25 protein-coding genes are annotated in these 23740 nt (G+C 70.1%); 7 read left to right on the top strand and 18 right to left on the bottom strand.

The features are described 5' to 3' along the window. Positions 1–9 precede the first annotated feature (9 nt). From ABGB12_RS03835 to ABGB12_RS03820, 4 genes are all read right to left on the bottom strand, one after another. On the bottom strand, positions 10–1479 hold the full coding sequence (locus ABGB12_RS03835; protein WP_347674621.1) for an OmpA family protein: 1470 nt from the start codon (positions 1477–1479) through the stop codon (positions 10–12). 60 nt (positions 1480–1539) lie between these two features. Further along, positions 1540–1971, bottom strand: a complete 432-nt coding sequence (locus ABGB12_RS03830; protein ID WP_347674620.1) for a carboxymuconolactone decarboxylase family protein — start codon at positions 1969–1971, stop codon at positions 1540–1542. Further along, positions 1961–2821 (bottom strand): RNA polymerase sigma factor SigJ, encoded by an 861-nt coding sequence (sigJ, locus tag ABGB12_RS03825; RefSeq protein ID WP_347674619.1) that lies wholly within the window; start codon positions 2819–2821, stop codon positions 1961–1963. Before sigJ ends, ABGB12_RS03830 begins: the two co-directional genes overlap by 11 nt. Positions 2822–2893: 72 nt before the next feature. Further along, positions 2894–4087: a benzoate/H(+) symporter BenE family transporter gene (locus ABGB12_RS03820; RefSeq protein ID WP_347674618.1), complete on the bottom strand. Its 1194-nt coding sequence runs from the start codon at positions 4085–4087 to the stop codon at positions 2894–2896. 113 nt (positions 4088–4200) lie between these two features. On the opposite strand from ABGB12_RS03820, the gene ABGB12_RS03815 reads away from it, so the two are divergent. Next, positions 4201–4743 carry a helix-turn-helix transcriptional regulator gene (locus ABGB12_RS03815; RefSeq protein ID WP_347674616.1) on the top strand — a complete coding sequence of 181 codons (543 nt, stop codon included), beginning with the start codon at positions 4201–4203 and terminating at the stop codon, positions 4741–4743. 25 nt (positions 4744–4768) lie between these two features. Here the strand turns inward: ABGB12_RS03815 and ABGB12_RS03810 are convergent, their stop codons facing one another. The 5 genes from ABGB12_RS03810 to ABGB12_RS03790 form a co-directional block, all read right to left on the bottom strand. Continuing rightward, entirely contained in the window at positions 4769–5311 is a 543-nt protein-coding gene (locus tag ABGB12_RS03810) for a DUF4352 domain-containing protein (protein WP_347674614.1), read from the bottom strand. 167 nt (positions 5312–5478) lie between these two features. Further along, the gene (locus ABGB12_RS03805; RefSeq protein WP_347674613.1) at positions 5479–6003 is read right to left on the bottom strand and encodes a hypothetical protein; all 525 of its coding nucleotides are present in this window, start codon (positions 6001–6003) and stop codon (positions 5479–5481) included. Between the two features lie 178 nt (positions 6004–6181). Next, complete coding sequence (locus ABGB12_RS03800; RefSeq protein WP_347674612.1) at positions 6182–6346, bottom strand: hypothetical protein; 165 nt, start codon at positions 6344–6346, stop codon at positions 6182–6184. Positions 6347–6367: 21 nt separating this feature from the next. Beyond that, a complete protein-coding gene (locus ABGB12_RS03795; protein ID WP_347674610.1) occupies positions 6368–7015 on the bottom strand; it encodes a hypothetical protein in 648 nt (215 codons plus the stop codon). Between the two features lie 75 nt (positions 7016–7090). Further along, complete coding sequence (locus ABGB12_RS03790; RefSeq protein ID WP_347674608.1) at positions 7091–7681, bottom strand: DUF4282 domain-containing protein; 591 nt, start codon at positions 7679–7681, stop codon at positions 7091–7093. Between the two features lie 292 nt (positions 7682–7973). Here ABGB12_RS03790 and ABGB12_RS03785 point away from each other — a divergent pair, with 292 nt between their 5' ends. From ABGB12_RS03785 to ABGB12_RS03775, 3 genes are read left to right on the top strand one after another with little or no spacing between them, the layout of a single operon-like run. Further along, the gene (locus ABGB12_RS03785; protein WP_347674606.1) at positions 7974–8804 is read left to right on the top strand and encodes a hypothetical protein; all 831 of its coding nucleotides are present in this window, start codon (positions 7974–7976) and stop codon (positions 8802–8804) included. Between the two features lie 8 nt (positions 8805–8812). Further along, the gene (locus ABGB12_RS03780; RefSeq protein ID WP_347674604.1) at positions 8813–10699 is read left to right on the top strand and encodes a fumarate reductase/succinate dehydrogenase flavoprotein subunit; all 1887 of its coding nucleotides are present in this window, start codon (positions 8813–8815) and stop codon (positions 10697–10699) included. After that, positions 10696–11466, top strand: a complete 771-nt coding sequence (locus ABGB12_RS03775) for a succinate dehydrogenase/fumarate reductase iron-sulfur subunit (protein ID WP_347674602.1) — start codon at positions 10696–10698, stop codon at positions 11464–11466. The genes ABGB12_RS03780 and ABGB12_RS03775 overlap by 4 nt, the downstream gene beginning before the upstream one ends. A 39-nt stretch (positions 11467–11505) precedes the next feature. On the opposite strand, the gene ABGB12_RS03770 is transcribed toward ABGB12_RS03775, so the two are convergent. The 5 genes from ABGB12_RS03770 to ABGB12_RS03750 all read right to left on the bottom strand — a co-directional run bounded on the left by ABGB12_RS03770 (position 11506) and on the right by ABGB12_RS03750 (position 17378). Beyond that, a complete protein-coding gene (locus ABGB12_RS03770) occupies positions 11506–12843 on the bottom strand; it encodes a DUF2079 domain-containing protein (RefSeq protein WP_347674601.1) in 1338 nt (445 codons plus the stop codon). A gap of 358 nt (positions 12844–13201) precedes the next feature. Continuing rightward, positions 13202–13774, bottom strand: a complete 573-nt coding sequence (locus tag ABGB12_RS03765) for a hypothetical protein (protein ID WP_347674600.1) — start codon at positions 13772–13774, stop codon at positions 13202–13204. Between the two features lie 218 nt (positions 13775–13992). Continuing rightward, entirely contained in the window at positions 13993–14733 is a 741-nt protein-coding gene (locus ABGB12_RS03760; RefSeq protein ID WP_347674598.1) for a succinate dehydrogenase/fumarate reductase iron-sulfur subunit, read from the bottom strand. Between the two features lie 15 nt (positions 14734–14748). Beyond that, on the bottom strand, positions 14749–16689 hold the full coding sequence (locus ABGB12_RS03755) for a fumarate reductase/succinate dehydrogenase flavoprotein subunit (protein ID WP_347674597.1): 1941 nt from the start codon (positions 16687–16689) through the stop codon (positions 14749–14751). Continuing rightward, positions 16689–17378: a succinate dehydrogenase cytochrome b subunit gene (locus ABGB12_RS03750; protein WP_347674596.1), complete on the bottom strand. Its 690-nt coding sequence runs from the start codon at positions 17376–17378 to the stop codon at positions 16689–16691. Before ABGB12_RS03750 ends, ABGB12_RS03755 begins: the two co-directional genes overlap by 1 nt. Before the next feature lie 290 nt (positions 17379–17668). Here ABGB12_RS03750 and ABGB12_RS03745 point away from each other — a divergent pair, with 290 nt between their 5' ends. Beyond that, the gene (locus tag ABGB12_RS03745) at positions 17669–18286 is read left to right on the top strand and encodes a TetR/AcrR family transcriptional regulator (RefSeq protein ID WP_347674594.1); all 618 of its coding nucleotides are present in this window, start codon (positions 17669–17671) and stop codon (positions 18284–18286) included. A 28-nt stretch (positions 18287–18314) separates the two neighbouring features. Here the strand turns inward: ABGB12_RS03745 and ABGB12_RS03740 are convergent, their stop codons facing one another. The 3 genes from ABGB12_RS03740 to ABGB12_RS03730 all read right to left on the bottom strand — a co-directional run bounded on the left by ABGB12_RS03740 (position 18315) and on the right by ABGB12_RS03730 (position 19950). Then, complete coding sequence (locus tag ABGB12_RS03740) at positions 18315–18707, bottom strand: SgcJ/EcaC family oxidoreductase (RefSeq protein WP_347674592.1); 393 nt, start codon at positions 18705–18707, stop codon at positions 18315–18317. Between the two features lie 5 nt (positions 18708–18712). Beyond that, positions 18713–19279 (bottom strand): PadR family transcriptional regulator, encoded by a 567-nt coding sequence (locus ABGB12_RS03735; protein ID WP_347674590.1) that lies wholly within the window; start codon positions 19277–19279, stop codon positions 18713–18715. Positions 19280–19398: 119 nt separating this feature from the next. Then, positions 19399–19950 carry a peroxiredoxin-like family protein gene (locus ABGB12_RS03730; protein ID WP_347674588.1) on the bottom strand — a complete coding sequence of 184 codons (552 nt, stop codon included), beginning with the start codon at positions 19948–19950 and terminating at the stop codon, positions 19399–19401. An 80-nt stretch (positions 19951–20030) separates the two neighbouring features. On the opposite strand from ABGB12_RS03730, the gene ABGB12_RS03725 reads away from it, so the two are divergent. Continuing rightward, positions 20031–20666, top strand: a complete 636-nt coding sequence (locus tag ABGB12_RS03725; protein WP_347674586.1) for a TetR/AcrR family transcriptional regulator C-terminal domain-containing protein — start codon at positions 20031–20033, stop codon at positions 20664–20666. 151 nt (positions 20667–20817) lie between these two features. On the opposite strand, the gene ABGB12_RS03720 is transcribed toward ABGB12_RS03725, so the two are convergent. Next, complete coding sequence (locus ABGB12_RS03720; protein WP_347674584.1) at positions 20818–22890, bottom strand: alpha/beta fold hydrolase; 2073 nt, start codon at positions 22888–22890, stop codon at positions 20818–20820. Positions 22891–23081: 191 nt separating this feature from the next. Between ABGB12_RS03720 and ABGB12_RS03715 the strand changes: the two genes are divergently transcribed. Continuing rightward, the gene (locus ABGB12_RS03715) at positions 23082–23738 is read left to right on the top strand and encodes a hypothetical protein (protein ID WP_347674583.1); all 657 of its coding nucleotides are present in this window, start codon (positions 23082–23084) and stop codon (positions 23736–23738) included. Positions 23739–23740 lie beyond the last annotated feature (2 nt).

Genomic DNA, 23740 nt, shown 5'->3' with positions numbered 1-23740 from the left:
CCTGCGGGGTCACTGCGTGACGGAGACGGGGACGGCGGGGAGGTCGCCGATCTCGGCCGTGGTCGTGGGAGCGGAGGGGAGCTGGAGGAGTGCCCAGAAGTGCTTGGTCTCCTTCGGGTCGAAGTTGTTGGCGCCGATCCAGACGCCCGAGGTGGAGGAGCACAGGCAGAGGTTGGCGCGGGAGCTGCTGTCCCTCACGGTGTAGCGGGCGGGGCGGATGCGGTGGTCGCCGTCGGCCAGCTCGACGTTGATGGCGGCGTTGAAGCGGATGCGCTGCCAACCCTCGTCGTGGGACATCTCGTGGCGCCACGTCTCTTCAGGGTTGGTGTTCGTGACGGTGTAGGTGAGGACGCCGAGGCCGCCGCCGATGGGGCGCAAGGCGTCAGGGGCGACGGTGAAGCCGTCGGCTTGGGAGCTCGTGGAGGACGTGGCGGGCGCGGGGGTCTGCGTGGCCTCGGTGCGGGTGAAGGTGATGGTGACGCGGCGGTTGCGGCGGCGGCCCTCTTCCTCGTCGTTGGAGTAGAGAGGGCGGCGGGAGCCGAAGCCCTTCGGCTCGAACACCGCGCCGGGGACGAGGGCGCGCAGACGTTCGGCGACGGCTTCGGCGCGACGCTGGGAGAGCGGATCGTTGATCTCGTCGGTGCCGGTGGAGTCGGCGTGGCCCTCGACCCTGACGGTGCCGCCGCCGATCCGGGCGGCGGTCTTCTCCAGCAGGCGGCCGGCGGCGGGGGCGAGAGCGGAGGAGTCGACGGCGAAGAGCACGTCCGAGGAGATGCTGACCTCCACCTCGCGGCCGTTGTCGCGGACCTCGGTGTCGGGGTCCTCGGAGTGGGCTTCGATCGGGTAGACGACCTTCTCCCCGACGGGCGGCGGGACGGCCTGGCCGGGCGGAGCCGTCGGGGGTTCGTCGCTGATCGGGACGTTGAGGAACGGGGCGCCCATCTGGTGCAGCACCGTCGTCGTGCGGGCGCCGCCGGACGGGGCGGGGACCACCGCGAAGAACGTCTTGTGCTCGCCCGGGTCGAGATACGACTTGTAGTCGTCCTCGTCGGTGGAGCAGACGCATCCGCCGGGGGTCCGCAGCGGGGCGAGCACCTGCCGGGCCTCCGCGTCGACCAGGGCGATCCCGGTCGCGTGCTGAAAGTCCGGCCGGTCGCTGACGTGGTCGTTGATCTGGTGCATCGGGTTGAGGTGGTCGTCGTGGGTGTTGGTGATCCGGATCTGGACGAGCACGTGCTCGGGCCCGTACCGGTTGAGCCCGACGAGTTCCAGCCGCGACCTGTCGTTGGTGTCGACGTCGACCGTGGCGAGCGCGGGCCGGGTGTCCGGTCCGGCGGGCGGCGCGGGCAGCCCGGAGGCCGTCTTCTCCGGCGATGGCGACGGTGACGGTGACGTGCCGTCGGTGCAGGCGGCGGTGAGGAGGAGAAGGACCGCGGTGCAGGCGCGCCACGAGCCGCGTCGGGTGAGGCGGGGGAACATGGGGGACTCCTGAGAAAGGGGGGGATTTCCTCGATGAGAGTCTCCGGACGTCCGCCTGGTTCAGGGCGAGAGCCGGTTGATCACCCCGATCCGGTTCCAGGCGTTCATCGCGGTGATGACCGCGACGAGGGCGGCGAGCCGCTCCTGCGGGTAGTGCTCGGCCGCCTCCTCCCAGACGGCGTCGGAGACGCCCTCGCGGCCGGGCAGGAGGGTGCCTTCCTCGGCGAGGGCCAGGGCGGCGCGTTCGGCCGGGGTGTAGAAGGGCGACTCGCGCCAGGCGGCCACGCCCCAGATCCGGCGGTCGTCCTCGCCGTTCTTCTTCAGGTCGGCGCTGTGGAGGTCCACGCAGTAGGCGCAGCCGTTGAGTTGGCTGATGCGCAGGTACAGCAGGTCGATGGTGGAGTCGGGAAGCCCGGACGACCGTATGTACTTCTCGATCGAGGCCAGCCCTCTGTAGAGATCGGGGGCGGTGTTCCGGAGGTCAATCCTCATCGAGGCTCCTGAGTTTGTCGGGGTTCATCTGGATGTCGATCTCGCGGATCCGTCCGTCCACGACGGTGAAGCCGAAGACGCCGTTGACCGAACCGTCCTGGACGCGCAGCAGGCCGGGAGCGCCGTTGACCGTCGCCGGGGCGAACACCGAGGCGGAGGCGAACTTCGTCCGGACTCCGACGAGGAACCGGGCGACCCGTTCGGCGCCGGCCACGGGGTTGCGTGCCGCGCGCACCCGCCCGCCGCCGTCCGTGCGCAGGACGACGTCGGGGTCGAGCACGCCCAGCAGCTTCTCCAGGTCGGCGCCCGAGACGGCCTCGGCGAAGGCCGCCACGGCCCGCCGGTGTTCCGCCTCGTCCACGTCGAACCGGGGAGCCCGGGCGCGGACGTGCCGACGCGCACGTGAGGCCAGCTGACGGCACGCCTCCGGGGTGCGTCCGACGGCCTTCGCCACTTCGGGGAAGGCCAGCCCGAACACGTCGTGCAGGACGAACACGGTGCGTTCGGCCGGGCTCAACGACTCCAGGACGACGTGCAGGGCCAGGCTCATCGACTCGTCCAGGGTCACCCGGTCGGCCGGGTCCGGGGCGGTGACGTCGGGCTCTGGAAGCCAGGGCCCGACGTACCGTTCCCGGCGGTGCCGGGCCGACTTCAGCACGTCGAGGGCGAGCCGCGACACCGTCACCACGAGCCAGCCCTCGACGTCCCCGTCGACCCCGGCGCGCCACATCCGCAGCCACGCCTCCTGGACGACGTCCTCGGCCTCGGCCAGGTCGCCGAGCACCCCGTAGGCCACCCGGACGAGCCGGGGCCGCAGCACGTCGAAGCCGTCGGTCACGAGATCGTTCACATCCAGAGCACGAGACGGCCCGCCGAAGTGTGACATCGGAGGGGACTTTCGCAGGAGGAGAGCGCCGCGGTGTCACGGGCTCCTGGTGGGGTGGGTCTCCGCTTTCTTCGGCGGTGAGGAGCGCGAGGTGAGCCGGTGGTAGGCCAGGCCTGCCAGGAGGCCCCAGAAAGGTGCGCCGATTCCCAGGGCGGTGATGCCTGAGGCGGAGACGACGAGGGCGATGACGGCGGCCTCGCGGGCGTCGGGGTCCTGGACGGCGGCGTGCAGCGAGGAGGCGAGGGCGGCGAAGAGGGCCAGGCCCGCGACGGACTCGATGAGCAGGGGCGGGGCGGTGGAGATGAAGGAGACGGCCAGGCCCGAGGTGAGGCCGAGTAGCAGGTAGACGAAGCCGCCGGTGACGGAGGCGATCCAGCGGCGGTCGCGGTCGGGGTGGGCTTCGGGGCCCGCGGCGAGCTGGGCGGTGATGGCGGCGAGGTTGATGGCGTGCCCGCCGAACGGGGCTCCCAGGACGGTGCCGGCGCCGGTGGTGGCGAGGATGGGACGCAGGTCGGGGTGGTAGCCGTTGGCGGCCATCACGCTCATGCCGGGGATGTTCTGGGACGCCATCGTCACGATGTACAGGGGTAGGGCGATGCCGATGAGCGCGTTGAAGGAGAAGGAGGGCCACTCGAAGGTGAGGACGGGCCAGTAGCCCGACAGGGCGGGGGTCTCGGGGGAGCGGGTCAGCCAGATGGCGGCGACGGCGACGGCCAGGGAGGCGGGCACGGCCCACACCTTGGTGCGGGCGAAACGCCCCAGCACCAGCCAGGTCAGGACGACGGGGACGGCGGCGCGGGGCAGTTCGGCGACGGCCTTCACCGGCGCCAGGCACAGGGGGAGCAGGACGCCCGCGAGCATCGCCGAGGCCAGCGGGACGGGGATCGCCGCGAGCAGCCGGGCGAGCCGCGCGGACAGCCCGGTGATCGCGAGGAGGATCCCGGTGACGGCGAAGGCCCCCAGCGCCGCCCGGTAGGTGATGCCCTGGCCGACTCCGGCCGCCAGGAGCGCCGCGCCGGGCGTGGACCAGGCGATGCTGATCGGCGTTCGGTACCGCAGCCCCAGGTAGACGGCGCTCAGCCCCATCGTGACCGACAGGACGAGCAGCCCCGACGCGGCCTGCCGCTCGTCCGCGCCGATCGCGCGCAGGCCGGAGAGCACGACGGCGAACGAGCTGGCGAAGCCGACGATCGCCAGCACGATTCCGGCGAGTACCGGTTGCAGTCTCACGTGCGCCACCACCTCGCGGGCCGGGGGAGCCCGAGTGTTCCGTTTACGGAACAGTGAGTGTAGAACGCCCCGTTCCGTGAACGGAACACCCCCGTCGGGCATGCTTGGGGCCCATGACCGACGGACCGACCTTCGCCGCCGAGATCGGGCGGCGCATCCGTGAACTCCGCCGGGCCCGGGGGATCTCCCTTTCGGAGCTGGCGCACCGCGCGTCCGTCGGCAAGGCCACGCTGTCCGCGCTGGAGTCGGGCACCCGCAACCCGACCGTCGAGACGCTCTATGCGATCACGGCGCAACTGGACGTCCCCCTGGCCGCCGTCCTCGCGGACCCGGGCGCCCGCGCCGCCGAGACCGTCCACGGCGAGGCCGTCTCCGCTGAGCTGCTGGAGACGTTCGACGACCGGGACCACATCACCGAGCTCTACCGTCTGCGCATCCGCCCCGGCCGCCGCCAGGTCTCCCCGGCGCACCCCGAGGGCGTCACCGAGCATCTGACGGTGTTCGCCGGCACCGCCAGGGTGGGCCCCCTCGACGCGCCCGTCGTCATCCCCCCCGGAGCCCACGCCTCCTGGCGTTCGGACGTCCCGCATCTCTACATGACGGAGACGGGCGAGGAAGTGCACGCGGCACTGCTCATCCGCCATCCCCGCGCCTGACTGACGGAGCCGGCGGCTCCCCGGATCAGCCCAGCGTCCACTCTCCGGTCTGCGGGGCGAAACCGCTGTCCAGGGCGAACTGGAAGCCCGCGAGCTTGGTCTTCTTCGGCACCGAGAAGACGATGACGCCCTGGCGGCCCTTTCCGGGGGCGAGTTTCACCGTGTCCAGGAGAGGGCCGGCCGCGACCCCGGTGACCAGGGCCGCGTCGTACTGCTGGTCGTCGGCGTCGATGAGCTTGGCTCCGTTGGAGGGGGAGTCGTCGTAGGCCTGGGAACCGACGTTCTTGAGGGCGAGCCGCACGGCGACGAACCGGTTCCCCTTCTCCGGAGTGGTGAACTCGTCCGTGCTCTTGGTGTTCACGACCTTGAGCACCGTGACCGCGATCTTCAACTCCTCGTCGCTGCCCGCCAGGGTGATCTTGTCGCCGACCTTCGCCGCCTTGGCGGCGTCCTGCTTCTGCCCCTGCTCCTTGTCGGCCCCGTCCGGGGTGTTCGTCACCTCCGGGGCCGCGCATCCGGTCAGAGCCAGAGCCAGCACGGCGGTCAACGCGACGAAGGCCTTCTTCATGTCCACTCCCTGAACGGCGTTCTACAAGTGATCAGGCCGATTCTGGAGGGTCTTCTGTGACGTCTTCTGTGCCCCCTGACGCAAGTGACGGGAATTCACACCCATTCGCCGCCGCAACCGAAGGACACGATCGACGAAAAGGGCCCAGAGGCCCGGCCGGGGCCTTCTCAGAGGGCCGGGGATCCGACCGCGAAGGAGGAGATGCCCCTCAACGAGACGGGGGAGGACCAGGAAGGAAGGTTGTTGCGGATGGCGTCGGCCTCGTCGGCCTCGTAGTCGGGGACGCGGGGGCCGAGGCGGGGGACGTCGGCCACGTAGAACTCGGCGCTCTCGGCGACCAGGCGCAGCCGGGCCCGGGGGAGGAAGTCGAGGTCGAGGGCGAACAGGCCGTCCTCGGCGCCGGGAGTGGAGGCCACCACGTTCCAAGCGGTTCTGGGAGCGGGGCGGGGGTCGGCGGACCAGGTGAACTCGCGGACGCCGCAGGCGACGAGGACGGCGGCGTCGCCCTTGGGGAACCCCATGGTGGTGCGCAGTTCCAGGAGCAGGCCGGCGCGGGAGACGAGGGTCTCGACCCGGGTGTCCAGCAGTTGGGCCTCCAGGAGGCCGTCGGGTTCCCTGAGCGGGTCGCGTTCGGCGAGGGGGACGGCCTCGAAATCGGCGGCGTCCTGGAAGAGGTCTTCGGCTCGCAACATGGATGAGGCCTCCGAGGGGAGAGGTCTGCGGCCAGGTATCCGCATCATAGACACGGGCGCCGTCCTTCTCACGTCACGCGTTCGCGGGTCGCCCGCCGGTGTCCGCGGCCTCGATGAGGCGGCCCACTGGGACCATGTCCACATCTCGATGTACTGAGAACGAGGCCGCAGACGGATATCAGCCCAGATGCCGGGCGAAGAACCGCAGCGAATCGTCCTTCTCGAACGAGGGCACGTCTCCGTGCCCGCCGGGATCGGCGTGCAGCGTCTTCTCGGCCGACGCCAGGGCGTCGAACAGCGCCAGGCCCTGGGCCCGCGGCACCAGGGCATCGTCAAAGATCATCGTTCGTCTCCGCCGCCGGCCTCAGGCCAGGGCGAAGGACGCGAGGATCGGGTCGGCCACGGCAGGGGTGAGAGCCTCGGGCGGGCCTTCTAGGGAGACGGAGCAGAACTCGTCGTCGGAGACGGGAACGCGGAGTTCCAGCTGCCGGTAGGAGGTCTGGTCGTAGGCGCGGGCGCCCGCGACGCTGATCTTCAGCGCGGGCTTCCCGCTGACGGTCGTGTCCTCCACCTGGGCGCCGTCCTTGGCCTGGGCCTTCTTGCGCAGGGATTCCAGGTCGCTGCCGGTGAGGCCTCCGGAGGTGCAGGAGGCGTCCAGGTGGACGGCGAACGAGCCGGAGGCCGAGGCCGGGTCGAGCGCCCAGACCGCGCCCTTGTCCTTGAGCTCCTTGTTCAGCTCCAGCACGACGTCCCCGAACGGGTTGTCCTTGATCCCCCAGGAGACCTGGACGACCTCGGAGGTGTCCGTGGTGGGGTCGACCTGCTTCCACCCGGCGGGGACGGTGACGGTGAAGCCGCGCGAGCGCAGCACCTGGCCCTGGCCGGGGTCGGCCGAGGCCACGGCGGTCGAGGTGCCGGGCGACGGGGGAGACGTGGTCGTGGACGTGTCGTCCTGGCAGCCGGTGAGCAGCAGGGCGCTGGCGGCCGCGCACAGCGTGACGCGAGAGAACACGGGAGACTCCTGAGACGTAGGGGGTTGCCTCAGAGTAAGAGTCCGGTTCCCCGCAGGGGGTTCGAACTGAGATGTTCAGCGGCCCGTGGTGTTGCGGCGGATCTTCTGCAGCTCCTCGGTGATCTTGAACTGGTTGATGACGAACTCCAGCGCCATCCGCGTCAGCACCACCTGGAACAGCCAGAAGAGGGGGGCGACGACGACGGCCACGTAGAAGAACCTGTCGGAGTCCCCGCTGTTGCCGTCCAGGCCCCAGATGCCCAGGAACAGGAACATGCTGAGCAGCGTGATGACGGCCAGGGACAGGAGGTAGAAGCCCCGGATGAGCATCGGGGTGACCATCGCGTCGAACCTGGTGTCCAGCAGCGCCCCGAAGAAGCCCTTCTTGCGGACGACGGGATGCCCCTGGGACTGGCCGGGAGGGGGCGGCTGCGGCGGGCGCTGCTGCCCCTGCGGGGGGAGGGCCTGCTGGGGTCCGGTGTGGCCCTGCGGGGGAAGGGCGGGCTGGGGACCGGTCTGGCCGGGGAAGGCCTGCTGCGGGCCGGTGTGCTGGGGGCCGGGCTGCCACTGCCGCGGCGGGTTCTGGGGGTGCCCCTGCGGGGCCTGCTGCCCCGGCTGTCCGTACTGCTGGGGGTTGAACCTCGGCTGTTCGGACGGGGTCGTCATCCGCCTGCTCCTGTCATCGGGAAACCTGCGTCCACCTTAGAACGCGGGGCCCGGAGAACGCGGGCGGACATGGGGTGAGGTTCCCGTGCCGGGGGAAGGGGAAGGGGCATAAAAGGCAAATCACTCAGCCAAAACCAATTCCCTATGGATGTCCTGTCCATAGCCTCAGGCTATCGACTAGGGGGGAAGCATATGTGATGAGCATCACAAGGAGATGACTCGTTGTTAGCTGTGTCACATCGGCTGGGGAAGAGCGTAAGGTCGCCTTCCTCAGACCCCTGAGGAGGCTGCGATGGCTACGGTCGAAGCGCCCGCGAAGACGCGGGCGCGGATCTCGGCGAAGACCTTCCGGACCGACAACTGGCGCAAATACCCATATGTCACGTTCATCTTCTTCACCGCCTGGGTCGTCTACGCGACGGTCCGCGCGATGTGGGGCGGGGCCTTCTACGTCCCGGAGTACAACTACCTGACCCCGTTCTACTCGCCCTGCGTGAACGAGGCCTGTAGAAGCGTCACCCTGGACGGTGTGACGGGGAGCGCCGCGCACTTCGGCACGTTCGTACCCGCGACCGTGCCTTTTTTCATTCCCTACGCCCTGGTCTCCCTGCCGTTCCTCCTGCTCTTCCGTCTGACCTGCTACTACTACCGCAAGGCCTACTACCGGTCCTTCTGGGCCTCCCCGCAGGCGTGCGCCGTCCGCGAGCCGCACGCCAAGTACACCGGCGAGACCCGCTTCCCCCTCATCGGCCAGAACCTGCACCGGTACTTCTGGCTCATCGCCGGGGTCATCTCGGTGATCAACACCTATGACGCGATCCTCGCCTTCAAGGGCAAGGACGGCGGCTTCGGCGTCGGCCTGGGCAGCCTCATCCTGCTCGCCAACGTCGTCCTGCTGTGGCTCTACACGCTCTCGTGCCACTCCTGCAGGCACGTGATGGGCGGCCGGCTGAAGAACTTCTCCAAGCACCCCGTCCGCTACCGCCTCTGGACCTGGGTGTCGAAGATCAACGCCCAGCACGGCACGTACGCCCTCATCACGCTCGGCTCCCTGGTGGTCGCCGACTTCTACGTGATGCTCGTGGCCGGCGACATCATCAACGACTTCCGTTTCTTCAACTGAAGGCCCTCATGACTGAATTCGAACGACACCAGTACGACGTCGTCGTCATCGGCGCGGGCGGCTCGGGCCTGCGGGCGGCCATCGAGGCCCGGCTGCGCGGCAAGAAGGTCGCGGTCATCTCCAAGTCGCTGCTCGGCAAGGCTCACACCGTCATGGCCGAGGGCGGCGCCGCCGCCGCGATGGGCAACGTCAACAGCAAGGACGACTGGCAGGTCCACTTCCGCGACACCATGCGCGGCGGCAAGTTCCTCAACAACTGGCGGATGGCCGAGCTGCACGCCAAGGAGTCTCCCGAACGGGTGTGGGAGCTGGAGGCCTGGGGCGCGCTGTTCGACCGCACCAAGGACGGCAAGATCTCCCAGCGGAACTTCGGCGGCCACACCTACCCCCGGCTGGCGCACGTCGGCGACCGGACCGGCCTGGAGCTGATCCGCACCGTCCAGCAGAAGATCGTCTCCCTCCAGCAGGAGGACCACGCCGAGTTCGGCGACTACGAGGCCCGGCTCAAGGTGTGGGCCGAGACGACCGTCACGAGGCTGCTGAAGGACGGCGACCGCATCTGCGGTGCGTTCGCCTACGTCCGCGAGACGGGAAAGTTCGTGGTCTTCGAGGCCCCGGCCGTCGTCCTGGCGACCGGCGGCATCGGCAAGGCGTTCAAGGTGACGTCCAACTCCTGGGAGTACACCGGGGACGGCCACGCGCTGGCGCTGCTGGCCGGGGCGACGCTGATCAACATGGAGTTCATCCAGTTCCACCCGACCGGCATGGTCTGGCCGCCCTCGGTGAAGGGCATCCTGGTCACCGAGTCCGTCCGCGGCGACGGCGGGGTGCTGACGAACTCCGAGGGCAAGCGCTTCATGTTCGACTACATCCCCGAGGTCTTCAAGGAGCAGTACGCCACCACCGAGGAGGAGGGCGACCGCTGGTACACCGACCCCGACAACAACCGGCGCCCGCCGGAGCTGCTGCCGCGTGACGAGGTCGCCCGCGCGATCAACGCCGAGGTGAAGGCCGGGCGGGGTTCCCCGCAGGGCGGTGTCTTCCTGGACGTCTCCTCGCGGCTTCCCGCCGACGTGATCACCAGGAAGCTCCCGTCGATGTACCACCAGTTCAAGGAACTGGCCGACGTCGACATCACCAAGGAGCCGATGCAGGTCGGCCCGACCTGCCACTACGTCATGGGCGGCGTCGAGGTCGACCCCGACACCGGCGCGGCGCTGGTCCCCGGCCTGTTCGGGGCGGGGGAGTGCACCGGCGGCATGCACGGCTCCAACCGGCTGGGCGGCAACTCCCTGTCGGACCTGCTGGTCTTCGGCCGCCGGGCGGGCGCCGGCGCGGTCGACTACCTGGAGGCCCTCGACGCCCCGCCCGCGGTGCCCGCGGCGGAGATCGAGGCGGCGGCGGCCGAGGCGCTGGCCCCGTTCGGCCGCCCCGAGGGCGAGAACCCCTACTCCGTGCACAGCGAGCTCCAGCAGACCATGAACGAGCTGGTCGGCATCATCCGGACCGAGAGCGAGCTGGAGGAGGCGCTGGAGTCGCTGGAGAAGCTGCGCGAGCGGGTCGCGGGCGTGGGCGTCCAGGAGGCCGGGCCCGGCGGGCGCGGCTACCACCCGGGCTGGCATCTCGCGCTGGACCTGCGCAACATGCTGCTCGTCTCCGAGTGCGTGGCCAGGGCCGCGCTGGAGCGCCAGGAGTCGCGCGGCGGCCACACCCGCGAGGACCACCCCGCCATGTCCCCCGAATGGCGGAAGGTCAACCTGGTCTGCCGGCTGGACGACGACGGCAAGGTGACGCTGCGGCGCCAGCCGCTGGACCCGATGCGTCCGGATCTGCTGGCCCTCTTCGAGACCTCCGAACTGAAGAAGTACCTCACCGAGGAGGAGATCCCCTCATGAGCTATCTGGGCAGGTTCCGCGTGTGGCGCGGAGACAGCGGTGAAGGCTCGCTGCAGGACTTCGAGGTCGAGGTGAACGAGGGCGAGGTCGTCCTCGACGTCATCCACCGGCTGCAGGCCACGCAGACCCCGGACCTGGCGGTCCGCTGGAACTGCAAGGCGGGCAAGTGCGGCTCGTGCTCGGCCGAGATCAACGGCAAGCCGCGGCTGATGTGCATGACGCGGATGTCGACGTTCGCCGAGGACGAGACCATCACGGTCACCCCCGTCCGGACGTTCCCCGTGATCCGCGACCTCGTCACCGACGTGTCGTTCAACTACGAGAAGGCCCGCCAGATCCCGGCGTTCGACGGCGGCGACGTGGCCCCCGGCGACTTCCGGATGCAGCAGGTCGACGTGGAGCGCTCGCAGGAGTTCCGCAAGTGCATCGAGTGCTTCCTGTGCAACAACGTCTGCCACGTCATCCGCGACCACGAGGAGAACGAGCCGCAGTTCGCCGGCCCGCGCTTCCTCATGCGCATCGCCGAGTTGGAGATGCACCCCGCGGACGTCAAGGACCGCCGTGAGATCGCCCAGAACGACCACGGTCTGGGCATGTGCAACATCACCAAGTGCTGCACCGAGGTCTGCCCCGAGCACATCAAGATCACCGACAACGCGCTGATCCCGATGAAGGAGAGGGTGGCGGGCAAGAAGTACGACCCGCTGGTCTGGCTGGGCTCCAAGCTCGGCATCGTCCGCAAGGGCGAGGACACCCCCAGCGCCTGATCCCTCCGCGGGCCCGCCCGTGCGGGCCCGCGGAGGCGGCTACGGCAGCCGGTAGAGGATGACGCCGTCCTCTTGGGCGACGAGCTCGAAGCCGAGCCCCGGAAGGTCGGCTTGTGCGGAGTCCTGGACGGCCACCGGTCGCGGTACGTCCGTCCGCCGCTTCAGGTCGAGGGCGATCCAGCGGACGGGGCGGCTGCTTTCGCTGGGGAAGACGACGACGTCGGTTCGGTGGGCCAGCCGGGGAGTCAGGCGACTGCTGGCCGCCACGGAGGCGCCGTCCGGGATGAGGCGTAGTACCCGGTCGGCGGCGACGGTGTGGGGGTCGGCGCGGTAGAAGGCGGGGCTGAGCAGGTCGCCGAAGGAGCGCTGCGGGACGAGGGCGATCGCGACCGCGAGCGCGATCCAGGGCGCCGCGGCGGCGTGGAGGCGGAGCGGCGGACGGGTGCTCGCGCGTAGCGCGGTCATTCCCTCGACGGCCGCGACGAAGGCGATCGGCATGAGGATCGCGTTGTAATGGACGTCGCCGGTGTCCCAGTAGAGCGGGTTGTCGGAGGCCAACCGGGCCGTGAGCGAGGGAGCCGCGATGAGAAGGAGGCTTGAGCGCGGCGCTGTGAACGCGGTGGCCAGGAGCAGGAGCAGGACGAGGCCGAACTTCTCGGGGTGCTCGACGAAGCCCGCGGGCAGGCGGAGGACGCCGGACAGCCCGTCGGATGCGCGGTCGGCGTACGGGTAGACGCCGGCGTGGTTGAAGGCGGGGACGAACACCCGGATCGACAGCACGACGCCGGCCGCTCCCGCCGCGGCCAGGAAGAGACCGAGCCTTCGTCTGCGCCGGTACACGAGGTAAAGGCCGACTGCCGCGACGGTCAGGCCCATGTCCTCCTTGACCAGCAGAAGCGGCAGCGACCAGCAGGCGGCGGCGGTCCAGCGCTTCTCGGCGAGGGCGACCATCGCGAAGGCCAGGAGCGGGACGGCGAAGGCGATCTCGTGGAAGTCGAATGCGACGGCTCCCTGCAGTCCCCACGACAGCCCGTAGGCGAGTGCGACGGCCGTCCCCGCCGCTCGCCCGGTTCGCCGGATCGCGAACCGGGCGATGGGGAACACCGATGCGCACACGAGCACGCTCTGGGCGACCAGCAGCATCGCGGCGTCGGGCCAGAGCCGGTAGAACGGCGCCAGGACCGCCAGGATCGGGTGGAAGTGATCCCCGAGCAGGTGGAAGCCGGGGCCCTTGATCTCCGAGAGCGGCGCACCCGGCCCCGCGTAACCGCGGACCGCCTGGGTGAAGATCCCCAGGTCGTACGCGCTGGTCTCCATCCGCGCGTGGCGTCCGAGGGAGACCAGCGTGTAGACGGCCCCGAAGAAAAGCGCGGCCATTGCGGGAATCCACCGCGGATTCGTCGCTTCTGCACTGGTCGCCCCGAACTTTCGGTCGTTTATCGAATCTGTCGCGACCGGGGTGATCGAGGGGCTCATGGGAAATCGATGCTATCAGGAGTCCTCTTTGCGATGTGAATTCATCGTGCGACCGCCCATCTGACCTGCCCATTTATCCGGATGCTCGTTTTGATTATCAATCAAGCGTGAAGAACCATCCGGAGGTGAATTCCAGGGCGCCCTTGTCCGCCTCGCCCCATTCGGGGAATGGGGCGAGGCGGTCTCGCGTGTCCGGGCCCGGGACGGCGGAAGCCCCCGTCCCGGGAGGGGCGGGGGCTTCCGGAGTGCCGGGGGGCGCCTACTGGGCGGACAGCGCCACGTTGACCAGGATGTTGGCCAGGAGCGGGGCGTTGCGCTTCTTGCCGGCGTCCTTCAGCAGGGCGTCCAGGACCCAGGCGACCTTCTGGTCCTGGACGGAGTCGCCGGGGGCGGAGATCCGCACGAAGACGGGGCCGCCGGTGTAGGAGGCGGGCGCGACGGTGGCGGTCGGCTCCGTGACGGGCGCGGGCTCGGTGGTGGGGGCGGGGGTGGTGGTGGGCACCGGCTCGGTCGGGGTGCCGCCGAACTGGCCCATGATCTCCTGGAGCTTGGCGAAGATCGCGTTGATCTCGGTCGGCGTCAGCTTCATGGCCTCGCCGAACAGCTCGAAGAACCGGGTGAAGTCACCGGCCAGGACCTGGCGGGCGATCTCCGCCATGGTGGGGGGAAAGGCCGCCAGAACCTGCTCCACCAGGCTGAGCTCCTCGGCGACGGCGGCGCCCAGGACGACGGCCTTGGAGGGGGCGGCCTGCGCCGGGGTGACGGCGGTCAGGGCCGGGGTGATGGCCAGGGCCAGGGTCGCGGCGGCCAGAGCGGACTTGCGGATCTTCAAGGAGGGCTCCTCGTGGGGCGAAACTCGGGGGGGACGGCGAGGAGAAGGCTCGAATCCCTCGCGTCGAGCCCGCTAAGAGTAGTGACAGAAATGAACAACTTTCAAGATCTGTCCTGTAACGGTCTGGGAGTGACAAAACCCAACAAAAAGACGCTCCAGGGCGAGCCCTGGAGCGTCTCTCGCGTCGGCCGTGCCGACCCGTGCCGTAGCGGCGGAGGCTACTTGCCGGAGGCCTTCAGCCAGTCCTTGTTCATCCGGCCGATGAACTCCAGCGGGATGCCCTTCGGGCAGGCCACGGTGCACTCGCCGGTGTTGGTGCAGCCGCCGAAGTCCAGCTCGTCATGGGTCTTGACCATGTTGAGCACGCGGCTGTCCCGCTCCGGCTGGCCCTGCGGCAGCAGGCCCAGGTGCGAGACCTTGGCGGACATGAACAGCGAGCCGGAGCCGTTCGGGCAGGCCGCCACGCACGCGCCGCAGCCGATGCACTCGGCCGCGACGAACGCCTTGTCGGCGTCGGCCTTGGGCACCGGGGTGGAGTGCGCGTCCGGCGCGGTGCCGGTCGGCGCGGAGATGTAGCCGCCCGCCTCGATGATCTTGTCGAACGCGCCGCGGTCGACCACCAGGTCCTTGACGACCGGGAAGGCCTTGGCGCGCCACGGCTCGACGTCGATCGTCTCGCCGTCCTTGAACTTGCGCATGTGCAGCTGGCAGGTGGTGGTGTTGCGCTCGGGGCCGTGCGGCTGGCCGTTGATGACCAGCGAGCACATGCCGCAGATGCCCTCACGGCAGTCGTGGTCGAACGCGATCGGCTCCTCGCCCTCCAGGGTGAGGCGCTCGTTCAGCACGTCCAGCATTTCCAGGAACGAGGCGTCCTCGGAGATGCCGTCGACGTCGTAGGTGACCATCTGGCCCTTGTCAGCCGCGTCCTTCTGACGCCAGATGCGGAGCTTCAGCTTCATAGGTGTTCGCGCCTCTTACTTGTAAGAGCGGGTGCTCGGCTTGACGTACTCGAAGACGAGCTCTTCCTTGTGGAGGACCGGCTTGTCGCCTCCGGTCCACTCCCAGGCGGCGGCGTAGGAGAAGTTCTCGTCGTCGCGCTTGGCCTCACCCTCCTCGTCCTGGGACTCGGCCCGGAAGTGGCCGCCGCAGGACTCGGTGCGGTGCAGGGCGTCGATGCACATGAGCTCGCCGAGCTCCAGGAAGTCGGCGACCCGGCCGGCCTTCTCCAGCGACTGGTTGAGGTCGTCGCCGGAACCCGGAACGGTCACGTTCTCCCAGAAGTCCTCGCGCAGCTCGCGGATCATGCCGATGGCCTTGCGCAGGCCCTCGTCCGTCCGCTCCATGCCGCAGTACTCCCACATGATCTGGCCCAGCTCGCGGTGGTAGGAGTCCACCGTGCGGTTGCCCTTGATCGACAGGAACTTCTCGACCTGGCCCTTGACCTCGTCCTCGACCGCCTGGACGGTCTCGTCCGGCACCGGGGTGGCCGGGTTCTTCGCCAGGTAGTCGCCGACGGTCTGGGGGATGACGAAGTAGCCGTCGGCCAGACCCTGCATCAGCGCGGACGCGCCGAGGCGGTTGGCGCCGTGGTCGGAGAAGTTGGCCTCGCCGAGCACGAACATGCCGGGGATGGTCGACTCGAGGTCGTAGTCCACCCACAAGCCGCCCATCGTGTAGTGCACGGCGGGGTAGATGCGCATCGGCTGCTCATACGGGTTCTCACCCGTGATGCGCTCGTACATCTGGAAGAGGTTGTCGTACTTGGCGGCGACGGCGTCGCGGCCGAGGCGCTTGATGGCGTCCGCGAAGTCCAGGTAGACGCCCAGACCGCCGGGGCCGACGCCGCGGCCCTCGTCGCAGACGTTCTTGGCGGCGCGGGAGGCGATGTCACGCGGCACCAGGTTGCCGAACGCCGGGTAGATGCGCTCCAGGTAGTAGTCGCGCTCGTCCTCGGGGATGTCCGAAGGCTTGCGGGCGTCGCCGCCCTCCTTGGGCACCCACACGCGGCCGTCGTTGCGCAGAGACTCCGACATCAGAGTCAGCTTCGACTGGTGGTCGCCGGAGACCGGGATGCAGGTCGGGTGGATCTGCGTGTAGCAGGGGTTGGCGAACAGCGCGCCCTTCTTGTGCGCCCGCCAGGCCGCCGTGACGTTGGAGCCCATGGCGTTGGTGGACAGGAAGTACACGTTGCCGTAGCCGCCGGTCGCCAGGATGACCACGTCGGCGGTGTAGGACTTGATCTCGCCGGTGATCAGGTTGCGGACGACGACGCCGCGCGCCTTGCCCTCGTGCATGATCAGGTCGAGCATCTCGTGCCGGGCGTGCAGCTCGACGTTGCCGAGGTCGACCTGGCGCATCAGCGCCTGGTAGGCGCCGAGCAGCAGCTGCTGGCCCGTCTGGCCGCGGGCGTAGAAGGTGCGGGAGACCTGAGCGCCGCCGAAGGAGCGGTTGTCGAGCAGGCCGCCGTACTCGCGGGCGAACGGGACCCCCTGCGCGACGCACTGGTCGATGATCTGGGTGGAGATCTCCGCCAGGCGGTGCACGTTGGACTCGCGGGCGCGGAAGTCGCCGCCCTTGACCGTGTCGTAGAACAGGCGGTGCACCGAGTCGCCGTCGTTGCGGTAGTTCTTCGCGGCGTTGATGCCGCCCTGCGCGGCGATGGAGTGGGCGCGGCGCGGGGAGTCCTGGAAGCAGAACTGGATGACCTTGTAGCCGAGCTCGCCCAGGGTGGCGCCCGCCGAGCCGCCGGCCAGGCCGGTGCCGACGATGATGACGGTCTTCTTGCGCTTGTTGGCCGGGTTGACCAGCTTCACGTCGAACTTGCGCTGGGTCCAGCGGTCCTCGATGGGGGTGGCCGCCGGGGCCTTGGTGTCGGCGACGGGCTCGCCGACGCTGAAGTATTCGGTCTCGCTCATTAGTCGATCAACCCCACGGTCACGGAGAAGGGAACAACCAGGAATCCGACGACGATCAGCAGGGAGACGGCGGTGGCGAAGAGGTTCAGCGGAATCTCGCGCTTGGGGTTCTTCAGGCCGAGCGTCTGCACCGCGCTGACCAGGCCGTGGCGCAGGTGGAAACCGAGCGCGATGACGGCGGCCGCGTAGAAGGCGGTGACCCACCAGCGGTCGGGGGCGAAGCCGGCGACCACGTTCTGGTAGGCCTCACCGTGCACGCCGTTGGGGTTCACGGTGCCGACCGTCAGGTCGAGGATGTGCCACACCAGGAACAGCAGGATGATCACACCGCCCCAGCGCATGGTGCGCGCCGCGTAGGAGCCGTTGACCTTGGCGCGGTGCTGGTACTTCACCGGACGCGCGCGCTTGGCCCGCGCGGTCAGCTCGGCGGCGGAGCTGAAGTGGAGGAAGATGACGACCAGCAGGCCCACTCGCTGGATCCACAGGTACCAGCCCTCGTGCAGGGCGGGCTCACCGATGGTCCGCAGCCAGGCCGCGTAGCCGTTGAACTCCTCGAGCCCGAAGAAGATCTTCAGGTTGCCGAGCATGTGTCCAATGATGAAAAGCACCATCAGGCCGCCGGTCACGGCCATGATCGCTTTCTTGCCCACCGTGGACCGGTAGAGGGCGGGGATCGTCGCAATAGCCACGGGCCGAACCGTACAAATGTGACAACTATTAGGTCCAAGTCATGAACCGTCTAGTTTCCATAGCCGCAGGCTATGAGTGCTGCCGGGCAGGGGAAAACGCCGGTTGGTCCAGACCACTCCGGTGACGGACTTCACACGCTCACCGGGAACCCCTCGCGGGGGTGAGCGACCCGGCGGGCGCCTCGTGCTCCTTCGGAACAGGGTTCGAATTCACCGTACCCGGCGCTCCGGCACCCTTCCTCCGGGGTGCCCGGAAGGCGGTTGACTTGTGCTGACATACCCTGTCAAGGGTGTCGAAGTCTCGCTCGCTCACGCCGGAACGGCTCGTGGACGCCGCCCTGGCCGTCCTCGACGAGTCGGGGCCCGAGGCGTTCTCCATGCGCGCCGTCGCCGACCACCTCGGCATGGGCGTCATGTCCCTCTACCGCTACGTCGAGGACCGGGCGGAGCTGGAGATCATGATCGTGGAGCGAGTCCTGGGCTCCGTCTCCCTGGACCTCCCCCCGGCGCCCTGGCGCAACCGCGTCGAACTCCTGGTCGACCGGGTGCGCGTGGCCGTGGCGGCGCACCCCTCCACGATGCCCATGGCCGTCGCCCGCCGCAGGCACGTCCCCTCGATGCGCCGCTGGGCCGAGGCCGTCCTGGCGGTCCTCGCCGAGGCCGGCCTCCGGGGCGAGCGCCGCGCCGTCGCCCTGCGCGCCCTGATCTCCTACGTCATCGGCTCCATGGAACTGGAGCACCGCGACTCCCTCCCCGGCGTCGAGGCCCGGCCGGCCCCGGAGATCTCCCGCGCCGACTACCCCCACCTCGCCGCGAGCACCCGCGCCACCCAGCGCCTCTCCCGCGCCGAGGAGTTCCGCGGAGGACTCGCCCTCGTCCTCGACGGCATCGCCGGCAGCATCCGCTGACCGCCCCGCCGCTTCGGCGAGCGGGTCTTCAGGAGGGCGCCCCGGGGACGGGGGCGCGCCGGGTGTTCTGGAAGGAGCCGAACCGCCAGCCCTCCTCCGTCCGGACGGCGGTGAAGGTGACGGTGCTCCACTGGCTCGGGTCGGCCGGCGCGGGCACGGACTGGACCACGACCGCGACGTCCGGGGTGAGGAACCGGATCTTCGGAGGCTCCCCCTCCCCGAGCCTGCTCCCGCGCAGAGGGCCCTCGAAGAGCCCGCGATGGCTCTCCTCGATCGCCTCCCTTCCCGCGAAGTTGTGCCCGAAGAACGTGACGTAGTCGGCGTCTTCCACGAAGAGCTCCGCGTAGGCGCGCGCGTCTCCGTCGTTCCAGGCTTCGTTGAGCTTCTCCAAGAGCCGTCGGACGGCTTCGAGGTCGGACATGCCTCTCACTCCTCTTTCTCCAGGAGTCCGGCCCAGGCGAGTTCGCCTGAGGCGAGTTCGGTGAGCAGACGGTGAATCCAGGAGAGTTCCGCGGCGTTCACTTCTCGCGAGTACTCGACCTCGAGTAGCAGCATCCGCGGCAGATCGAGTCCTTGGAGTGTCGCGTCGGCGGTGGTGACGAGCCCCTCCAGCGCGGCGGCGCGCACCCGGAGGCAGCGTGCGATCTCCGTTGACGGCAGTACTCCGCTCAGGGACAGGGCCGCGTGGATGACGGTCGTGTCCGGGTCGGGCCGCTCCAGCATGTGCCGGAGCCGGTGCGCGAGCTCCTCCCGGCCCTCCCGGGTGATCCGGTAGACGGTGCGCTCGGGCCCCCGCCCCTCCCGCTCGACCTCGGCCACCTCGATCAGCCCGTCCCGGGCCAGCCGGTCCACCGCGTGGTACAGGCTCCGGGGGAGCCCGGAGACGTAGTCCTTGCGGGTGTCGAGGATGAAGCGGTGCAGCTCGTAGGGGTGTCGCGGCTTCTGCGTCAGCAGCGCCATCACCGTCGTCCCCACCAGGTCCCAACGTGCCATGAGCACTCTCCTAGCTAATGCAATTTGCACTATAGCAAATTGCATTAACTGGGACCATGGGTGAGTGCCACGGCTCCGGGGCGCTGCCCGACCTTCCGGCAAAGAACGCCGCCGGGCGGTCAGCGGGAGGCGAGAGCGAGCAGTTCGTCCACCGACCACTGGTCGTAGACATGTTCGCCGTACTTGGAGGCGAGCACCCGGCCGTCCGGCGCGATCAGGAAGTCGGCGGGCAGTCCCCACCTCCCCCCGTCGGGGAAGAGGGACGGGGCCTTGGTGCGGCCACGCAGCAGCAGCGCGGTGGAGCGCGCCAGCGACCGGAGCACCGGCCACCAGGCGCGGGGATGCAGCAGCGACCGCTTGGAGGACTCGACTCCGAACTCCCGGTAGAGCCTCTTGCCCGGGTCGGCGACGACCGCGAACGGCAGCTCGGCCACGTGCTCGCGCAGCTGGTCGGCGGGGGAGTGGAAGACGACGATCTCGCGGATCCCGGCCGTCCGGATCTCGTCGTACCGGGTGACGATCGAGCGCAGGTGCAGGTTGCAGACGGGGCAGCCGGCGAACCGCCGGAACTGCAGATGGATCAGCGCGTCCGGGTCGGGCACCCGCACGGCGGGCCCGGTCACGGATTCCAGTTCGCGGGCTCGCAGATGGGTTCCCTGTCTCAAGGCCATCGTTTTTGCTCCTCGCTCGGGGCCATGTAGGCGTATGCCGTACGCTCTCCAATGTAGGCGTATGCCGTACGCTGTCAAGCGTGCCGAGACCCAGATCGCTGACACCGCTCCAGATCGCCGAGGCGGCCCTGGCCGTCCTGGACGCCGACGGGCCCGGCGCGCTGAGCATGCGCGCCGTCGCCGCCCGGCTGGGCATGGGCACGATGTCCCTCTACCGCTACGTTGAAGACCGCTCCCAGTTGGAGGAGCTCATCGTGGAGCGGGTACTGGAACCGGTCGACACGACCGTCCCCGACGGGGACTGGAAGCAGCAGCTCCTGGCGCTGTCCGAACGGGTCCGCCGCGCCGTCGCCGCCCACCCCAACGCCGTCCCCCTGACGGCCGCGCACCGGCAGTCCTCGCCGTCGCTGCTGCGCTGGAGCGAGAGCGTGCTGGGCGTCCTCACCGCCGCGGGACTCACCGGCCGCGCCCGCGTCGTGGCCATGCGCGCCGTCCTCGCCCACCTCCTCGGCGCCCTGGAACTCGAACACCGCGCACCCCTGGCGGGCGAGGGCACCCGCCGGATGGCCGCCCTGCCCGCCGAGGACTTCCCCCTGCTGGCGGCCACGGCCCGCGACGCCGCCGCGGTGCCCTCCCCGGAGGAGTTCCGCCTCGGCTTCGAACTGCTCCTGGCCGGACTGGACGGCCTGGTCGCGAGCCAGGCCCGATCAGGCTGAGCCGAATCCGCCCGGCGAACTCCACGGTGTTTCCCGGGCGCTACCGGACTCCCGGGAGAACCCGGTGCCCGGCAAAGGACACGGCCGCCCTCCGAACGGGAGAACCCGCACGAAGGACGGCCGTGGTCGCCGGCAGAACGCCGCCGGGCGGTCAGCGGGCGGCGAGGGCGTCCTTGAGGAAGGAGACCTGCAGGTGCAGGAGGTTCTCGGCGACGACCTCCTGGGGGGTCATGTGGGTGACGCCCGACAAGGGCAGGACGGTGTGCGGGCGGCCGGCCGCGAGCAGGGCGCTGGACAGGCGCAGGGTGTGGGCGGCCACCACGTTGTCGTCGGCGAGGCCATGGATGATCATCAGCGGGCGCTCCAGCCTGGGGGCGTCCTCGATGAGGGAGTTGGCGGTGTAGACCTCCGGCTCCTCGTCGGGGTGGCCCAGGTAGCGCTCGGTGTAGTGGGTGTCGTAGAGGCGCCAGTCGGTGACGGGGGCGCCGGCGACGGCGGCGTGGAAGACGTCGGGACGGCGCAGGACGGCCAGGGCCGCCAGGAAGCCGCCGAAGGACCAGCCCCTGACGGCCACGCGCTCCAGGTCCAGCGGATACCGCTCGGCCGCGGCGTGCAGGGCGGCGATCTGGTCCTCCAGGACGACCTCGCAGAAGTCGCCGGCGATGGTGCGCTCCCACACCGGGCCGCGGCCCGGGCTGCCCCGGCCGTCGGCGATGACGACGGCGAAGCCCTGGTCGGCCAGCCACTGCGCCTCGCAGTACATGCGGGCCACGGACAGGACGCGCTGGGCGTGCGGGCCGCCGTACGGGTCCATCAGCACCGGCAGCCGCTCGCCGGAGGCCGGGTCGAAACCGGCCGGCAGCAGGACCGCGGTGCGGATCTCCCGCTGCCCGGAGGAGGACAGCTCGACCTTCGGGGTGATCACCGGCTGCTCGGCCAGGTTGGGGACCTCGACGTCCGTGCCGTGGATCCAGGTGCGCGAGCGGGTGGAGCCCAGGGTCGCGCCCGTCAGCACCGTGACGTCCCCGGCCCGGACCGCCGAGTACACGCCCGGCTCGTCCGTCAGCCGGGTGACGCCGCCCTCGGGGGAGTAGTCCCACACGTGGACCTCGGTCGGCTCCTGCGAGGCGGTGAACAGCACGGACTCGCCCCGCACGCCCAGCACCGAGCGGACCTGGAGCCCTTCGGGGGTGACCGGGGCGCCGCCGACGGTCAGCCGCCGGGTGTCGTCGTCGTCGAGCGTCCAGACCAGCGCGCCCGAGGCGGTGCGGGCCGGGACCCCCGGGACGATCTCCAGCCAGATGGAGTCGTGGTCGGCCTGCTCGACGGAGGTGTCGCCGTCGAGCACGTCCACGTTCAGGACGCGCAGGGTGCGCTGGTCGCGGGTCTGCACGACGATCAGCGGGCCGCGCTCGCCCCAGGACGCGCAGACCAGGTACGGGTACATGCCGCGGTCCCAGGCGACCGCGGTCTTGCCGGTGCCCTCGGCCTTCACCAGGAACAGGGAGACGATGGCGTTGGCGGTGCCGGCCGCCGGGTAGGCGATCTCCTGCGCGGGCCGTCCGGGGTTGGCGGGGTCGGCGATGTGCCAGCGCTGCACGGGCGTCTCGTCCACCCGGGAGACCAGCAGGCTCTGCCCGTCGGGCGACCACCAGTAGCCGCGCATCCGCCCCATCTCCTCGGCGGCGATGAACTCGGCCAGCCCGCAGGAGATCTGCGGGCTCTCCGGCCGTGCCACCACGGTGTCGGTGCCGGTGTCCAGCTCGATCACGTGCAGGGCGCGTTCGGCGACGTAGGCGACCCGGTTGCCGCGCGGGTCGAGCCGAGGGTCGAAGACCGGCGTCACGGCGGGCAGTTGCCGCACCGCGCCGTCGGTCAGGTCGACCAGGAACAGCTGCCCGGCCAGCGCGAAGACGGCCTTGCGGACCGCTTCGTCGGTGGCGTAGCCGACGATGCCGCCCGCGGCCTCCCTGGCCCGCTCCCGCCGGGCCCGCTCCTCGGCCGGCAGGTCGCTCTCGTCCACGTTCAGCCGGGCGGGGTCGGCCAGGAGGGTCTCCCGGCCGGTGGCCGGATCGAGCCTCCACAGGCAGGTGACCGGGTCGGTGCCTCCCCGGCTGCGCAGGAAGACCACGGACGAACCGTCGGGAGCGATCGTGATGCCGCGTGGCGCGCCCAGGGTGAAACGGCGGGTCCTGGCGCTCTGCCGGGGAAAGCTCATCGTCATGGATCAAGCCTAAGACGCGCCGCCGACACCCGGGCTCGCCCCCTGGCCTCCTGCGGATCATTACAGGTCTACACCTGTGTCGTGATCGATCTCACATCGTCACCCGAGATCTACTGCGCCCCTCTCCGAATCGGAGCAGACTGACGCCAGTCCCCTTCAGGGCAGGGCGACACGATTCCGGGAGCCGTCTGATGAAGCAGATCACACCCTTGCTCACCCTGGCCGCGGGAGTCGTCGTGGGCGGCGTCGTCTTCGGGCTCGACGTCCACGCGAATCAGGACGACGGGCGGCCTCCGGCCGCCGCGCCCGCCGCCTCCGCCCCGGCGGCCACCCCTCCTCCCGCCTCCGACGCTCCGGAACCCGCAGCCTCCCCGGCGGGCACCCCGGCCGCCGACGGCAGCTACGCCGGATACGCCGAGATCAAGGGGAAACGGGTTCCGCTGGCGATCACGATCCGGGCCGGCAAGGCCATCGCCTACCTGTGCGACGGCCAGAGCCTGGAGGCCTGGTTCAAGGGTGCGGCGGACACCGGGCTCCGGCTCGTCGGCAAGGACGGCGCAGGCCTCACCGGGCGGTCCGAATCCGGCGGGATCGCCGGTGAGGTGACCGTCGCCGGAGGAACGTACTCCTACACGCTCCAGGAGGCCCGCAAGCCGTCCGGCCTGTACCGGGCGACGGGCCCCACCAGGGAGGCCATCGGCTGGATCGTCCAGTCCGACGGGCAGGTCGGGCTGGCCACCTCGCCCGACGGCATCTCCCGTCCCGCGCCCGCCCTCGACCCCGCCACGCTGACCGCCACGGTCGACGGCACCCAGATCACCGCAGCTCCCGCCGATCCGGAGGAATAGCC

The organism is Actinocorallia sp. B10E7, from assembly GCF_039871655.1.
Lineage (GTDB): Bacteria > Actinomycetota > Actinomycetes > Streptosporangiales > Streptosporangiaceae > Actinocorallia.
Note: the sequence above shows the minus strand (reverse complement) of the source record. Positions and strands in the feature narration are given on the sequence as shown.